We start from the raw sequence: 14117 nt of genomic DNA, 5'->3' as shown, positions 1-14117 counted from the left end.
TGTTTTTAGTTATTTTTTCTCAACGATATTTTTCTTCGGCGAAACGTATAAATTTTTCAATCGTCCATAGCCTGTGCTGATGTGTTGCTGGATAAAATGAATGATACGGTTTGGGAACGACTAGAATTACTTTTTCTTCTGCCATTTCATCTAATTGGTTTGGAGATATCCCTTGTTGTAGCGTTAATAAGTGCTTTTCTTTTATCCTGTCTGCTTCATTAAGTATTTGTCTCCATCGATCTTTGCAAGTAGTTTTTACTCCTAAGAAGATTAAATCTGTTTCAGGAAACGAAAAATTTGCATATGCTTCGTTTGAAGGAAATAAAAAATCCGGTTTTTTATTTCCTTCCGATTTGCCTGGATGGCTAAATGGAATGTTATAGGAGGCTAACAAAAAATCAACATGATGCTCTAAAGATTTTCCAGCTCGGCTTTTCCTTCTGTTTAATACACTATTTGCAACCGTAATAAGTGTTTCTAAATCATTAAAAGGTTTTGTGAGATAGTCTTTATATACATTTTTTTCAATCGCCCTAAATACATTATACTCTGTTTTTACCCATTCTAGGAGGATATGGTCAGGTGAAAATGCTTTTTTCTTATATACGCGTTTATGTACTGCTCTTGCTGTTTCAGCAAGTTGAATCGTTTCAGGGAAATCATGAAATAATGAGGAAATTTTCTCAATTTCTTGCTCAAGTTTTTCAGATAAGTCAATATCTTTTATCTTTCCCTCATCGTATACTGCATGATTTTCCATAATGGATAAAGAAAATGTATTCAAAAATAGTTCAATCTCTTCTTCTGTGTCTAAAATCCAAACTTTAAAATTCTCTTGGTCAACCGGAATAAAGATGATTAAATTTCCGACTTGCTCTTCTTTGTGGAAAGGTGATTGATTCCAAAATCTAGTAAGTCTATATTCATTTCGTGTTCCCTTACCATAGTAAATGACTCGGCTTTCAAATGGGATATAACCTTCAATATAGATTTTTATAAATTTATCTTTATTCTCTCCTTTTCTCCCTTTTTCCTCAAAAAAGATATGCCAAGCTTGTTTTGTGATGTAAATACCTGCTTGGTGGGCTCCTGTCAAATCAACATCATTAGCAGAAATTATTTTGCAATAAAAGCGACCAAACTTTTTGGCCGCTCCAATTGCACTCATCAGTTTTTCGGAATTATTTTGTTGCATATTCGATCTTTCCCTCTTTCACATTCAGATTGTTTTCGATCACTTCATCCTTTTCGATAGCTTGGATCATTTTTTCTGCAATTAATCTTACGACGGGAACAGCAACGCTATTTCCAAACTGTTTATATGCAGCTGTATTGCTAACTACAATCTTGAATGTTTCTGGGAATCCTTGTAAACGAGCGCATTCTCGTGGAGTCAATCTCCTAGGATTTTTCCCTTTTTGAGGAATTAAAATTTCGCTTCCGTCTTTATAGTATCGAGCAGATAACGTTCTGCTATAAGAATTAAGATCAGCTATTCCATATCCAAATCCGTTTCCTTTTTTGGCATGTTTCTCTTTATATGATTGAAGATATTCCCATAATTTATCTGATAAAGTATATTTATCTTCTACATTTTCTTCTAAAATCGAACGAAGTGCAGGTCCTTTTTCGGGGATTTTAGGAAATTCAAATTTAATAGGTTTTTTAAAGCCGACAATGTAGATACGTTCACGATTTTGCGGGACAAGTCCCTTTGCATTTAATATCGCATCATACACTGTATAACCTAGTTCGTACTCTAACACATTTTTTATGATGCGATATGTCCTACCTTTATCATGGCTTTTTAAATTTTTTACATTCTCTAACAAAAACGCTTGCGGTTGTTTTTTCTTTAGGATACGCGCAATATCAAAAAACAATGTTCCTTGTGTTTCATCGAGAAAGCCATGCGGTCTCCCCAATGATTTTTTTTTGCTGACACCTGCAATAGAGAATGGTTGACACGGGAAACCAGCTAACAAAATATCGTGGTCTGGAATATCTTTTGCGTCAATCTTTCTGATATCTCCATGCGGTTTTTCGCCAAAATTGGCTATATACGTTTCCTGTGCTTTTATATCCCATTCAGATGAAAATACACAAATACCATATGGTTCGAAAGCAAGCCGCATACCTCCGATACCAGCAAAAAGATCAATAAACCGGTACAACAAATGGAACACCTCCAGCGAACATTTGTCCTAGGTTCATTATATCAAATTTTGTTGTTGAGTGGTTGGCGAAGTGTTAAAATATTAAAGCCGATTTTGGCAATACCCTGAAAGAGAGGGTTGATACAAGTGGCAACAATCGCAATTTATTATCAAATGAAGGAAAATCAAAAAATAGAAGAAGTAATTGCGTTCATCAATGATTTTATCCGACAATTAGAAACGGATCATGTAATAAAAGGTGTATTTATCGATCAACATGCGGAGAGAAGTGAGTTTTATGAATTACTTCACTCAGCGTCAAGTAAAATGGATATCATTGTCCTTGAAAAACCGTTAGAAGATGAATTTGATGAAAAGCTATTGCTGGAGGTGGCCAAAATAGAAAATATACAGATTAAATACTTTAGCGAATTACTATAAATCCCTGTCGAACAAAACCAGTTCTAATCGTTCCCTTTTTCACATAATACATATATGGTTGATATCACGAAAGGGAGGAATGAAGTGATGGAAGATGTGATAAAACGATTGCTTGCGGTGGCGGGGATGGTCGTGTGCATTCGCTTGTTATTTATGATCGGGCTTGCTAGTTAACATTTTGAAAATGAGTAAAAGTGATTGTCCTTCCGCGTGTAAATGGATATAATTGAGAAGAAAAACGTAGTGGGGAGGAGACCACCATGCTCACAGACTATCATAACCATTTAGAGCGGGGAACATTGACGCTTGATTATTTAAAGAAATTTACGGACGAAGCCGCGCGAAAAGGAATTCAGCACTTCGGCATTTCGGAACATGCGTATCATTTTTATCAAACGAAAAACATTCTTTCGAATCCGTGGATCGAAGAGCGAAGATATTATGACATGGCCGATTATGTCCGCTTATTTCACGAAGCGTGGAATGCAGGAATCGATGTAAAAATGTCGATTGAAATGGATTATACGCCGGGGAAACATGCGGAGATGGCCGAGTTTATTCGCGCATATGATTTTGATTACGTCATCGGTTCGATTCATTGGGTCGATGATTTTGGCATTGATTTGGCGGAATACAGAAAAGAATGGGAGCGTCGCGATTTATATGATACATACCGCAAATATTTCGATCAGGTTGTCACATTGGCGGAGTCGAACTTGTTTGATATTATTGGCCATTTAGATTTAGTGAAAATTTTTAAATACGTTCCGGAAGATGAAGAGTTTTTGCTTGAGCAATACGACCGGGCGACAACGGCGCTCGCCAATTCGAAAACGTGCGTGGAAATCAGTACCGCCGGCTTGCGTAAACCAGTTGGCGAACTATATCCGGATCCGCGTTTATTGCAAATGTGCTATGACAAACGCATTCCGATCGTGTTTTCATCCGACGCCCACGTGCCGGAACATGTCGGCGCCGACTTTGACAAAGCGATTGCGCTTGCGAAAAAAGTCGGCTATACCGAACTCATGACGTTCCATAAAGGTGAACGAAAAGCAGTACCGTTGGGGTAAAAAAGAAGCGGCGAACGCAAATAGAAAAGGAATGGGTATCCCCATTCCTTTTCTATTTATCTCTTATACTTCCAGCTTCTTCGCAGCCTCAATATCTTCAATTTCTGTTAGTTTTTCTAATATTTCATCATCGAGCGGCTTGTCAAGGGTAAGCATCATGATTGCTTTTCCGCCAACTTGCTGGCGGCCGACTTGCATCGTCGCGATGTTGACATCATGGCTGCCTAATACGTTACCGACTTTTCCGATCATTCCCGGTTTATCTTGATGTTGAATGTAAAGAAGGTATCCTTCCGGCGCAAAATCGATCGAGAATCCGTCAAAATGAACGATGCGGTCGCCGTAGTTTGGAATGTGCGTTCCTTTAATCGTAAACACTTTGTTTTCGCCATACACAGTTAAAGAAATGCAGTTCGCATAGCCGTGCGTTTCATCGGAAAATTTTTCGCCGAACGTAATGCCGCGCTCTTTGGCTACCATGGCCGCATTCACCTCGTTGACCGTTGAAGCGACGCGCGGTTTCAAAAAGCCCGCAAGCAAGCTTCGCGTAATGTACGTCGTTTCTAAATCAGCCACTGTTCCCGCATACGTGACCGTAATTTCTTGAACAGGAATATTCATATATTGCGAGGCGACAATGCCCATTTTTTTGGCAAGGTTATAGAATGATTGAATTTTTGCGTACACGTCTTTCGACAATGTTGGCAAGTTAATCGAAGACGTCACCGGCTTCCCTTCTAAAAATTGCAGCACTTCTTCAGAGACTTGCGCTGCAACGTTCAGTTGCGCTTCGACCGTTGATGCACCAAGATGCGGCGTGACAATGACATTGTCAAAGGAAAGAAGCGGATGATCGCCCGGCGGTTCTTGTTCGAATACGTCAAGAGCGGCGCCGGCTACGTGCCCGTTTTCTAAAAATTTGACAAGTGCCTGTTCATCGATAATGCCCCCGCGAGCGCAGTTGAGAAGATAAACCCCTTTTTTCGTTTTGGCGAGATTTTTTTCGCCAAGTAACCCTCTCGTTTCTTTTGTGAGAGGCGTATGTACCGTAATGATATCGGAAAGAGCGAGCACTTCATCGAGAGTGCAAACGGAAACGCCAAGTTTTTCGGCCCGTTCTTTTGTTAAAAACGGATCGTATACATGAACTTGCATACCGAATGCACGCGCCCGTTTCGCTACTTCCGAACCGATGCGGCCAAAACCGATGATGCCTAAATGTTTGCTGTATAACTCGTTGCCGACAAAAGCGTTGCGGTTCCATTCGCGCGATTTCACAGAAATGTGCGCTTGCGGAATGCGGCGGACAAGGGCGGCCATCATCGCAAACGTATGTTCAGCAGTGGAAATTGTGTTGCCGTTTGGCGCATTAATGACAACGACACCATGTCGCGTCGCGGCATCAATATCAATGTTATCGACGCCGACACCGGCACGGCCGACAATTTTTAAATTCGGCATCTTTTGCAGCAGTTCTTCGGTTACTTTTGTTGCGCTGCGCACGAGCAATGCGTCAAATTCATGCAGACGGTCTTCAACTTCCGTGACCTTTTTTTGCACGATTTCGATTTGTTCGGATTTTCGGAGAGGAGCCAAACCTTCCTCACTCATAGAGTCTGACACTAAAATGCGAAACAAGATGATGCACTCCTTTCTGCAACAACAATTTTAAATTTCTGATAATTTTTTATCATTGGAATTAAATTTCTGATAATTTATCACAGGAACTAGCGTCTGTCAATGAAATCAGAAGAAGTCATACAAATGTAAACGTTTTTAACAAGAATGTTCGGAATTTGACCAAAAAAACCAAGTGAACAGATGTCCACTTGGTTTTTTGTATTATTTATTTTTTGCTTCATTGTAGCGGGTGATGCACTCGTCGATGAGCTTTGCCGCTGCTTCTGGGCCTTCCCATGTGCCAATTTCTGTTTTTTTGCCTTGTAGATCTTTATATCGTTCAAAGAAATGAGCGATTTCTTTTAATTTATGCTGCGGAAGGTCTTCAATGCTGCGAATTTCGTCGAAACGAGGATCTTCAACCGGGACACCGATTAATTTTGCATCTTCTTCGCCGCTGTCGATCATGTTTAAATAACCGATGACGCGCGTGTCGATGACGCAGCCTGGGAATGTCGGATTTGTCGTAATGACTAAAATGTCAAGAGGATCGCCGTCAAGCGCAAGCGTATTTTCTAAATAGCCGTACTCCGCCGGATAAAACATCGGCGAGAATAAGACGCGATCGAGTTTAAAAATGCCACGCTCTTTGTCATATTCGTATTTGTTCTGACTGCCTGTCGGAATTTCAATAAACGCTTCTACCACTTTGTTTTCAAAAGCCACCGTCATTTTCCTCCTTAACTGATATGTATACTTCTTTATTATAAAATAGGGTGACAAAAGCTAGCAACATAAAAACCCCTCTTGCGAAAACAAGAGGGGAGAATTTTACTCAAATTTATTAGGATCGCCATCGAACGGCTCATCAGCCACTTTAATAGAATCCGTTGGGCAACCTTCAAAAGCATCCATCATGTCGTCGATTAAAATATCCGGCACTTCGACGATTCCTTGGTTGTCGTCAAGCGTCACGTATGCGATACCTTCATCATCGTAGTCGTAAATGTCTGGAGCAGCTGCACCACAGGCACCGCAGGCAATACAAGTTTCTTTGTCAACAATCGTATACTTTGGCATGAAAAAACCTCCCCAATTCGATTTGCGTCGGCACGTACCGCGCGCTATGTAAGTAGAAAACACATTCCCTATCCCTATAATAAAGCGCTTTGACAAACTTTTCAATAGAAAAGTCAGGTGAGAATGGCTTTCATAGCAGCAACGATGATAGCTTCTCCATTTTTCGATAAGTTCAAACATTGATCATCTTTTGGTAAAATCGATATATATCCGCTAGAAAGGCGGTGTGTACATGAATGACGTATTGCCACTTTTGCTTCTATATTGTTTGCATCGGTTCAACGGAGAGCGCTCGCTATCAGCGGTATATCATTTGTTATCCGGGAAAAAGTCGGCACAAACGTTGCAAGACAGCAAATGGTTTCAGCTTGAGCATTTATTCGGGGTAGGCAAAGACATATCGATGCATGAATTAGAGCAAACGGTGCATGAACTTGTCGCAAAAGAGTGGCTCATTCCGGTCGCCGAACGGTCGTACACATTAACAAAAAGAGGTATTGAGCAACTTGAACAATGGCTTCCTTCGGCCCGTTTTTTCAACCATCTCAATGGCTTTTTATATCATTCGGTGGATGCGCTTTTTTGGTATCGGCTGTCTTTAGTCGTGCAGACCATTTCTAACATTATCCATAAGCGTCCATTTGAACCGATTCATCGGCATGAAGCGACTTTAGCATGGGTGAAGCGGTATTTGTTTTCGCAAAAACGGTCGATAAGTGAATTGGCACAGGCGCTTTATCAAGAGCTTCATGCCCTTTTTTCTTCGCTGCCGGAGGAGGAAGCGACGATCGCGACACTGCGCTTCACAAGCTTTGAACGAATCGGTTGGACGAATGAACAGCTTTCTCTATTTTTACAAAAAGACCCTCTTTACATTCAATTAACGTTTCAACATATACTGCATTATATGATGAAAAGAGCGGAGCGTGAACCGTTGGCGTTCCCCATTTTGCATGATTTTGTGAAAGATCTTGTTTCCCCGGTTTCTTTAACGTTATCAGCGCAAAAAACGTACGAATGGTTATGTAAAGGAAAAACGATTGAAGAAATTGCCCACATTCGGGGGTTAAAGCGAAGTACGATTGAAGACCATATTGTGGAAATTGCGGCAAATGTGCATGAATTTTCGATTGAACCGTTTGTGGATTCCAAAACGAAGCAACGTGTTTTAGAAGAAGCGAAGCGGCTTAAGACAAGGCAATTAAAAAAAATTCGCGATGCTGTCGGCGATCATGTGAGTTATTTTGAAATTCGTCTCGTGTTGGCAAAGGTAGGGGAGATCGGTGCATCTTGAACAACTTCTTGAAAAAACGTTCGGTTATCGCTCGTTCCGTTTAGGACAAAAAGAAATCATAGAAGATGTCGTCAGCGGGCGTGATGTATTGGCGATGCTCCCGACAGGCGGAGGCAAGTCGCTTTGTTATCAGCTTCCTGGTTATATATTGTCCGGAAGTGTGCTCATTGTTTCCCCGCTCGTTTCGCTTATGGAAGATCAGGTGCAACAGCTGAGAAAGCGTGGGGAAAAGCGGGTCATTGCCTTAAATAGCTTTTTGCCGGACGACTTGAAAAAAGCGGCATTGGCTAATTTGCGGCGCTTTCGCTTCATTTATGCATCACCGGAAATATTGCAGTCGCCGAATTGGTTGCATGCGCTAAAAAAAGTGGGCATTTCTTTATTTGTCGTGGACGAAGCGCACTGCATTTCGCAATGGGGTCATGATTTTCGGCCAGACTTTTTAAGGCTAGGAGAGATTAGAAAGCAATTAGGCCATCCGCCTTGTTTAGCGTTAACGGCGACTGCAACGCCGGAAGTCGTGAACGATGTGGTCGAAACGCTGCAGCTTACAAACGTCCGAAAGCATATTTATCCCGTCGACCGCCCGAATATTGCCATCAAAGTTGAATGTGTGCCGTCGGTTGACGAAAAACTGGAGCGGCTGTTTCATTACGTCAAAACATTGCAAGGACCAGGGATCATTTATGTATCGAGCCGGCAATGGGCGGAAGCGATCGCTCGGAAGCTGCAGACGGAAGGAATCGAACACGTCGCATATTATCATGGTGGAATGGATCCAGAGCAGCGTATGCTCGTTCAGCAGCAGTTTTTATGTGATCAGCTGCAAATCGTTTGTTGCACGAACGCGTTTGGCATGGGGGTTAATAAAGAAAACATCCGCTACGTCATTCATTTTCATCTTCCTGGGCAAATGGAAGCATATGTGCAAGAAATTGGACGAGCGGGGCGTGATGGTAAAAATAGCATCGCCATTTTACTGTATACCCATGGCGATGAGGACATGGTACAATCCCTTATAGAGGCAGAATTGCTGTCAGAAGAACAAATTCGGCTGTTTGTGGAGCACATGACGTTTTCACACATTGAATTATCGCTGCAGCGGCTTCGCACGATGTTAGGATTCAGTGATATCCAATGGCGAATGTTGCAGTATATGTTTGAAAAAGAGCGAGCTTCTGCGAGCGCACCCGAAGAAATGAAAGTGAACATATTTCAGATGACGGAAGAGAGAAGGCGGTGGAAGCGAAACAAGCTACAGCAAATGCGCGCATGGCTGTTTTGCTCGTCATGTCGCCGCGAACAGATCGTTTCGTATTTTGACCAGCATCTTGCGCAAAAGCCAGAGAAGTGCTGTGATATATGCGGATTTCCGCTGGATGAATACGGACTGAAACGACACGATCAAACAGCATGGACGTTTTGCGGATGGGAAGAAGAGTTGAAACGAATGTTTTTTTGAAATGAGAGGAATGGCGATGAAACGGCAAAGCGAACAAGTTCGTTCAATGAGCGATCGGGAAGTGTTGTTGCATTTATATATCACGCAGTTTTTATTATTGGCGGCTGCCGGCTTAATGAGCTGGTGGCTTTTCGATGGATCATCGTTTCAGCGGCTTTTTCGCGTGGATGTTCCGATGATTGTTCAATATGGTGGCGGCGGGGCGCTTGTGGTGTTAGCGCTTGATTTCCTCATGATGCGCTATTTGCCGAAAAAGTGGTACGATGATGGCGGCATTAACGAAAAAATATTCCGAACTCGTTCGATTCCGCATCTGTTTTTGCTATGCATGTTGATAGCCTTCAGCGAAGAGCTGTTGTTTCGTGGCGTCATTCAAACGAGTTTCGGGTTGCTTATGGCGAGTGCCATTTTTGCCGCTTTGCACGTCCGCTATTTATCAAAATGGTTTTTATTTACGACGGTGGTGCTGTTAAGCTTTTTCCTTGGTTATTTGTACGATGTGACGGAAAACCTTTGGGTAACAATTTTCGCCCATTTTCTTATTGATTTTGTGCTAGCGGTTCACATTCGCCTTACTTATCTTCAAGGAAGGCGTCATGAAGATTGGGGTGAACAACATTGAAACGTGCTCACGACCGAGCAGAGCAGCTGCGGAAGCAAATCGAAGACCGGAAACAAAAAAAAGAAACGGAGATCGACGTACTGTCGCTTCCGCCGCGCAGTGAAGTGCACAAAGAAAAGCAAACGAAAAAGAAAACGAAATGGAAAATCAAATATCCGCTTATTCGGCTGTTGGCGCTCTTTTTTATTTTGTTGCCGATATCTATTTTAGGCATTTATTATGCGAACGATACGCCGTCTATTGTTACCGTGAAAAAAAGTGCCAGCTATGAGCCGATCGATATCGAAAATGAAACCGCGCCGTCTTCGTCATTGCCATCAGAAAATGAACTGAAAAAAGATCCTCTTTCTGATGCAAAAGCAACAGACAACAAAAAGCCACCTTCCGATTCAAGCGCGTTAGCGGAGAGAGCATCCGATCAACAAGTAATCACGCACGTCGTTCAGGAAAACGAAACGCTCTATAGCATTGCGATGCATTATTACGAAACAAAAGAAGGAATGGACATTATTAAAAAGTGGAACCATTTAAAAACGTCACAGCTTCATAAAGGACAAGTATTGCAAATACCAGTAGTCGACTTGTCAAAATAAAGGGACGAAATGCGTCTCTTTTTTGTTCTAAATGATGGCGCTTGTACATATGTTGGCAATAAAGACGGAATAAAGGAGAACGGTCGTGGTGGATAACTGGCTCTCTGAATTGACAGATGAAGTGACGAAGCAAATGTTATTTAGTGTGATTGAAAAAAAGGAAAAATGGGAACGGTTGAAAATCAAAGTGAAGGTATTGCAAGTTTTTACAAGCGTTGGATTTGCGGTATTTTTCATCTATATCGTTTGGAAATTAATCATCCCAAACGAAACAATCACTTCCGTTACTGCGGCATTTTTAGGCCGCTTGGAACATTTGTATATATTGCTGTTGTTGTTTACATCGTATGGGGGGATTTTGTTTTATAAAAATAAATGCGATAAAGCAGAAGGGGAGTTTCATGCGCTGCGCTGTGAAATTATTCAAAAAAGCGCGGATTTATGGCGAGGCGAACAGGAATGGAACGAACGGCATAAATGGTTTGAAATCATGAAAACGAAATACGGAATCAACTTATTTTACGAAAATAGCTGAATGAACGGTGCCATTCAGCTATTTTCCCATCATTAAAAAATTTTCTTGCGATCACGCTCTTCTTTTAAAATTTCTACCGCTTCTCGAAACCGTTGCGCATGGATGATTTCGCGTTCGCGCAAAAAGCGAAGTCCGTCGTTTAAGTCGGGATCGTCGCTCATGTTAATGATCCATTGGTACGTCGCTCTCGCTTTTTCTTCGGCGGCAATATCTTCATATAAGTCGGCAATCGGATCGCCTTTTGCTTGAATGTACGCCGCCGTCCACGGTACGCCGCCGGCATTATGATAAAAGAGGGCGTGGTCGTGATTGACATAATGGGCGTCTAACCCTGCTTCTTTCAGCTGTTCAGGTGTTGCATCTTTTGTTAATTTATACACCATCGTTGCAATCATTTCTAAATGGGCAAACTCTTCGGTGCCGATATCGGTTAACAGTCCGATCACTTTATCCGGAATGGAATAGCGCTGGTTTAAATAGCGAAGTGCGGCTGCGAGCTCGCCGTCCGCGCCGCCATATTGTTCGATTAAGTATTTGGCTAGCTTCGGGTTGCATGTGCTGACGCGTACCGGATATTGCAGCTTTTTTTCATAAATCCACATGTTCATTTCCCCCTCGATTTTATACTTGCCAAGGCCATGGAGTGTCATCCCAGTTCCAAGGATAGTTTGAGTAGCTGTTTCCGTACTGTTGGAGAGGGCCGTATGTCGTTTCGTATTGCTTTTTCAACTGCTTTCGTTGTTGGGAGAGCTGGTTGAATTGCTGAATCGCTTGATAATCGTTTGGATGGGTATCAAGGTAAAGCGTCAAATCGACTAAGGCAAAATCGACGGTTTGCAGCTGTTCGAGAAGTTCATAATATTCTTTTGGCATTTGTTTCATTGATGATCACCTTTGATATTCATTTCATACGGGCTGTAATACGGATCGTAAAACATTTTCCAAAGCGTTCCTTTTTTTAATGCTTCATGAAGAGGAAATTGCGGCAAGTTCGGCGGTTGAAAGCCGACGTAAAGGTTCGGTGGCGTAACGTACGTTTTGACGCGAATTGGCATGCACGGATCAAACGGGCTTGCGTACGGTTCGTATTGTTTGCGTGTCGTAAACACACATAACCCCTCCTTTGTAAAACAAAGATTCAGTCTATGTTTATGACCGTTTTTTTTTGTTCATTCCTTTCATTTTTATGAATACATCTAAAGGAAGGGGGGGTTCCATGCGCCGTCAACTTTTCTTGATCGCGATCGGGAGTGTATGCGGCTATTTAATGATTTCATGGGTACCGAACGTGACTCCGTTTGTGTGGGCCAATTTTATTACCGATTTTATATTTCGTCCGCTCCGTTCTTTTTTAGCGATGATTTGTTTTTTTGTCGGCTTTTTGGCGAATGCAGCCGTGATTCGGACGTTTATCGAAGGAATGATTCGCTTCATATGGAAGCAAACATCCCACTTTAGGGAATGGTTCGCAAGCTGCGGGATCATCGGAAGTTTTTACTGGCTGTTTCAGTTAAACGCGCGTCTTGCGCTCTTATTTTTCATTTTTTCCGTTGTCTATGGTATGATATCGATAGATTTTGCGGGAAGCCGCCGTTATAAAAAGCTTTTGTAGGAGGAGCTATGTTTGTTGCTATTTTTCTTTTATTATGCTTTGTCGTTTATATGTGGTGGGAAGCGCACCGAAACCGCGTCGTTTCTGTAGAGTTAGCATTGGCGGATTTTCCGGAAAGCGTTCGGGCGTTGACCATCTTTTTTATTTCGGACATTCACCGTCGGAAAGTGTCCGAGGAAATTATTGAGAAAGTGGAAGGAAAAGCAGATTTTGTGCTAATTGGCGGGGATTTGATGGAAAAAGGGGTGCCGTTTGCGCGCGTCAAAGAAAATCTTCGACGGTTAAAGCAAATTGGTCCGGTATATTTTGTGTGGGGGAACAATGACTATGAAGCGGATTATCACGAGCTTGATGCGCTTTTATTGCACGAAGGGGTACGCATATTAGATAATTGTGCAGTGATGTTTGAATCGGAAAAAGGGGAAAAAGTGGCCCTTATAGGCGTAGACGATATTAGCAAACGACGCGCCCGTCTTGATTTAGCGCTATTGGATGCGGATGATGCGGCGTTTCGCATCGTCGCTTGCCATAATCCAGAAATTGTTCGAGCGATTCGTCCTGAGCATCGCATTTCGCTCGTATTAAGCGGACATACGCACGGGGGACAAATTCGTTTTGGGAGTTTCGGACTTTATGAAAAAGGCGGCGTCAAGCAAGTGAACGGAACGACCGTTTTTATAAGCAACGGATACGGAACAACGAATCTTCCACTTCGTTTCGGCGCGCCGGCGGAAACAAATTTGATTACGATCCGACGAGGTGAGGAAGATGACCGCTCATAAAGGAAAATACAACATTAAAGCGGTGTCGAATATGCTTGGAATTCCGCCGGGGACGCTTCGCATGTGGGAGCGGCGTTACCAGATGATCGCGCCAGTGCGAAGTGAATCCGGTCATCGTTTATATACAGATGCGCAAGTGGAACTGTTAAAAAAAATTGTCGCGAAAACGAAAGAAGGGTTGACGATCCGCCAAGCTGTTGCGCTGTTGGAGGAAGCGGAATCGTCGTACGCGGAAGCGGACGACCGATTCGCAGAGTGGCTGCAGGCTGTGGTTTCGTTTGATGACCGACAGCTGCAGCAAGTGTGGGATCATTGGTTTAGCTTATATAGCGTAGAAAAAGTGGTGTGTGATTGGTTTCCGTTGTTTGCATCCCGTCTCAATCAATGGGAACGTGGCGGGAAGCTGACGAGCGCTCACCGGCAGTTTGCTCGTTCGCTTTTAACATATAAACTTGGCATGATGCTGACGACTTTTCCGGTCGTTTCTTCATCTTCTACTGCGCTGTCAATTGTGGGTCCTGATGAAACGGACGAGCTGCCGCTGCTTTTATTTTCTGTTTTTCTTCGCTTAAAGGGCTGCCGCGTCATTTATATAGGAGAGCACGTAGCCGAAACGGATGTGCTGGCGGCGATCGGACAACTCCGGCCGGCGTTTCTTTTTACCATTTGTACGGATCCATCGTCAATTGAACGGGTGAGCGAATGGATTTTGTTCATTGGGCGACATGTTCCTGATGTTTCGATCGGCCTTATCGGCGAAGGGGCAGAACATCATCCGCTCTATATTGGAAAGACGAAAATGGAATGGGAGAAAAAACTGCATATATAAGCATATTATGCTTGTCTA

At 42.6% G+C, this 14117-nt stretch carries 18 protein-coding genes; 10 read left to right on the top strand and 8 right to left on the bottom strand.

Annotated features, from left to right (window positions below; genetic code table 11):
- Positions 1-19 precede the first annotated feature (19 nt).
- A complete protein-coding gene (locus HNQ34_RS02620; RefSeq protein WP_183251185.1) occupies positions 20-1195 on the bottom strand; it encodes a type II restriction endonuclease in 1176 nt (391 codons plus the stop codon).
- Positions 1182-2177, bottom strand: coding sequence for a DNA (cytosine-5-)-methyltransferase (gene dcm, locus HNQ34_RS02615; protein ID WP_246363692.1), 996 nt, complete (start codon positions 2175-2177; stop codon positions 1182-1184). The genes HNQ34_RS02620 and dcm overlap by 14 nt, the downstream gene beginning before the upstream one ends.
- 126 nt (positions 2178-2303) lie before the next feature.
- On the opposite strand from dcm, the gene HNQ34_RS02610 reads away from it, so the two are divergent.
- Together HNQ34_RS02610 and HNQ34_RS02605 are read left to right on the top strand one after the other, a co-directional pair.
- The gene (locus HNQ34_RS02610) at positions 2304-2597 is read left to right on the top strand and encodes a hypothetical protein (protein WP_183251183.1); all 294 of its coding nucleotides are present in this window, start codon (positions 2304-2306) and stop codon (positions 2595-2597) included.
- Between the two features lie 260 nt (positions 2598-2857).
- Positions 2858-3670, top strand: coding sequence for a histidinol-phosphatase (locus HNQ34_RS02605; RefSeq protein ID WP_183251181.1), 813 nt, complete (start codon positions 2858-2860; stop codon positions 3668-3670).
- 63 nt (positions 3671-3733) lie between these two features.
- Here the strand turns inward: HNQ34_RS02605 and serA are convergent, their stop codons facing one another.
- The 3 genes from serA to HNQ34_RS02590 all read right to left on the bottom strand — a co-directional run bounded on the left by serA (position 3734) and on the right by HNQ34_RS02590 (position 6370).
- A complete protein-coding gene (gene serA, locus HNQ34_RS02600) occupies positions 3734-5308 on the bottom strand; it encodes a phosphoglycerate dehydrogenase (RefSeq protein ID WP_183251180.1) in 1575 nt (524 codons plus the stop codon).
- Positions 5309-5512: 204 nt separating this feature from the next.
- Positions 5513-6016, bottom strand: a complete 504-nt coding sequence (locus tag HNQ34_RS02595; RefSeq protein ID WP_183251178.1) for an inorganic diphosphatase — start codon at positions 6014-6016, stop codon at positions 5513-5515.
- 105 nt (positions 6017-6121) lie between these two features.
- Positions 6122-6370 (bottom strand): ferredoxin, encoded by a 249-nt coding sequence (locus HNQ34_RS02590; RefSeq protein WP_181554223.1) that lies wholly within the window; start codon positions 6368-6370, stop codon positions 6122-6124.
- 232 nt (positions 6371-6602) lie between these two features.
- On the opposite strand from HNQ34_RS02590, the gene HNQ34_RS02585 reads away from it, so the two are divergent.
- From HNQ34_RS02585 to HNQ34_RS02565, 5 genes are all read left to right on the top strand, one after another.
- Entirely contained in the window at positions 6603-7664 is a 1062-nt protein-coding gene (locus HNQ34_RS02585; protein WP_183251177.1) for a YpbB family protein, read from the top strand.
- Positions 7654-9126: a RecQ family ATP-dependent DNA helicase gene (locus HNQ34_RS02580; RefSeq protein WP_183251175.1), complete on the top strand. Its 1473-nt coding sequence runs from the start codon at positions 7654-7656 to the stop codon at positions 9124-9126. Before HNQ34_RS02585 ends, HNQ34_RS02580 begins: the two co-directional genes overlap by 11 nt.
- Before the next feature lie 16 nt (positions 9127-9142).
- Positions 9143-9748, top strand: coding sequence for a CPBP family intramembrane glutamic endopeptidase (locus HNQ34_RS02575; protein WP_183251174.1), 606 nt, complete (start codon positions 9143-9145; stop codon positions 9746-9748).
- Positions 9745-10341 carry a LysM peptidoglycan-binding domain-containing protein gene (locus tag HNQ34_RS02570; RefSeq protein ID WP_183251172.1) on the top strand — a complete coding sequence of 199 codons (597 nt, stop codon included), beginning with the start codon at positions 9745-9747 and terminating at the stop codon, positions 10339-10341. The genes HNQ34_RS02575 and HNQ34_RS02570 overlap by 4 nt, the downstream gene beginning before the upstream one ends.
- A 133-nt stretch (positions 10342-10474) precedes the next feature.
- On the top strand, positions 10475-10876 hold the full coding sequence (locus HNQ34_RS02565; RefSeq protein ID WP_183251335.1) for a YpbF family protein: 402 nt from the start codon (positions 10475-10477) through the stop codon (positions 10874-10876).
- A gap of 32 nt (positions 10877-10908) precedes the next feature.
- On the opposite strand, the gene HNQ34_RS02560 is transcribed toward HNQ34_RS02565, so the two are convergent.
- Genes HNQ34_RS02560 through HNQ34_RS02550 form a run of 3 tightly spaced genes read right to left on the bottom strand, consistent with a single transcriptional unit; the run spans position 10909 to position 11985 of the window.
- On the bottom strand, positions 10909-11478 hold the full coding sequence (locus HNQ34_RS02560; protein ID WP_183251170.1) for a manganese catalase family protein: 570 nt from the start codon (positions 11476-11478) through the stop codon (positions 10909-10911).
- Positions 11479-11497: 19 nt separating this feature from the next.
- On the bottom strand, positions 11498-11758 hold the full coding sequence (locus HNQ34_RS02555; protein ID WP_183251168.1) for a spore coat protein CotJB: 261 nt from the start codon (positions 11756-11758) through the stop codon (positions 11498-11500).
- Positions 11755-11985 carry a spore coat associated protein CotJA gene (locus HNQ34_RS02550; RefSeq protein WP_183251167.1) on the bottom strand — a complete coding sequence of 77 codons (231 nt, stop codon included), beginning with the start codon at positions 11983-11985 and terminating at the stop codon, positions 11755-11757. Before HNQ34_RS02550 ends, HNQ34_RS02555 begins: the two co-directional genes overlap by 4 nt.
- Positions 11986-12092: 107 nt before the next feature.
- Between HNQ34_RS02550 and HNQ34_RS02545 the strand changes: the two genes are divergently transcribed.
- From HNQ34_RS02545 to HNQ34_RS02535, 3 genes are read left to right on the top strand one after another with little or no spacing between them, the layout of a single operon-like run.
- Entirely contained in the window at positions 12093-12488 is a 396-nt protein-coding gene (locus HNQ34_RS02545) for a hypothetical protein (RefSeq protein ID WP_183251165.1), read from the top strand.
- 8 nt (positions 12489-12496) lie between these two features.
- The gene (locus HNQ34_RS02540) at positions 12497-13270 is read left to right on the top strand and encodes a metallophosphoesterase (RefSeq protein ID WP_183251163.1); all 774 of its coding nucleotides are present in this window, start codon (positions 12497-12499) and stop codon (positions 13268-13270) included.
- Entirely contained in the window at positions 13257-14099 is an 843-nt protein-coding gene (locus HNQ34_RS02535; RefSeq protein WP_183251162.1) for a MerR family transcriptional regulator, read from the top strand. Before HNQ34_RS02540 ends, HNQ34_RS02535 begins: the two co-directional genes overlap by 14 nt.
- Positions 14100-14117: the final 18 nt, after the last annotated feature.

This window comes from Anoxybacteroides tepidamans, assembly GCF_014201465.1.
Classification (GTDB): domain Bacteria; phylum Bacillota; class Bacilli; order Bacillales; family Anoxybacillaceae; genus Anoxybacteroides; species Anoxybacteroides tepidamans.
This window is presented reverse-complemented; position numbering and strand designations above follow the sequence as displayed.

Coding starts and splice junctions, on each gene's coding strand:
- HNQ34_RS02575 (WP_183251174.1), top strand. CDS start 9,143: ATGAAACGGCAAAGCGAACAAGTTCGTTCAATGAGCGATCGGGAAGTG.
- HNQ34_RS02545 (WP_183251165.1), top strand. CDS start 12,093: ATGCGCCGTCAACTTTTCTTGATCGCGATCGGGAGTGTATGCGGCTAT.
- HNQ34_RS02540 (WP_183251163.1), top strand. CDS start 12,497: ATGTTTGTTGCTATTTTTCTTTTATTATGCTTTGTCGTTTATATGTGG.
- HNQ34_RS02585 (WP_183251177.1), top strand. CDS start 6,603: ATGAATGACGTATTGCCACTTTTGCTTCTATATTGTTTGCATCGGTTC.
- HNQ34_RS02560 (WP_183251170.1), bottom strand. CDS start 11,478: ATGTGGATTTATGAAAAAAAGCTGCAATATCCGGTACGCGTCAGCACA.
- HNQ34_RS02565 (WP_183251335.1), top strand. CDS start 10,475: ATGTTATTTAGTGTGATTGAAAAAAAGGAAAAATGGGAACGGTTGAAA.
- HNQ34_RS02535 (WP_183251162.1), top strand. CDS start 13,257: ATGACCGCTCATAAAGGAAAATACAACATTAAAGCGGTGTCGAATATG.
- HNQ34_RS02620 (WP_183251185.1), bottom strand. CDS start 1,195: ATGCAACAAAATAATTCCGAAAAACTGATGAGTGCAATTGGAGCGGCC.
- HNQ34_RS02555 (WP_183251168.1), bottom strand. CDS start 11,758: ATGAAACAAATGCCAAAAGAATATTATGAACTTCTCGAACAGCTGCAA.
- HNQ34_RS02590 (WP_181554223.1), bottom strand. CDS start 6,370: ATGCCAAAGTATACGATTGTTGACAAAGAAACTTGTATTGCCTGCGGT.
- HNQ34_RS02605 (WP_183251181.1), top strand. CDS start 2,858: ATGCTCACAGACTATCATAACCATTTAGAGCGGGGAACATTGACGCTT.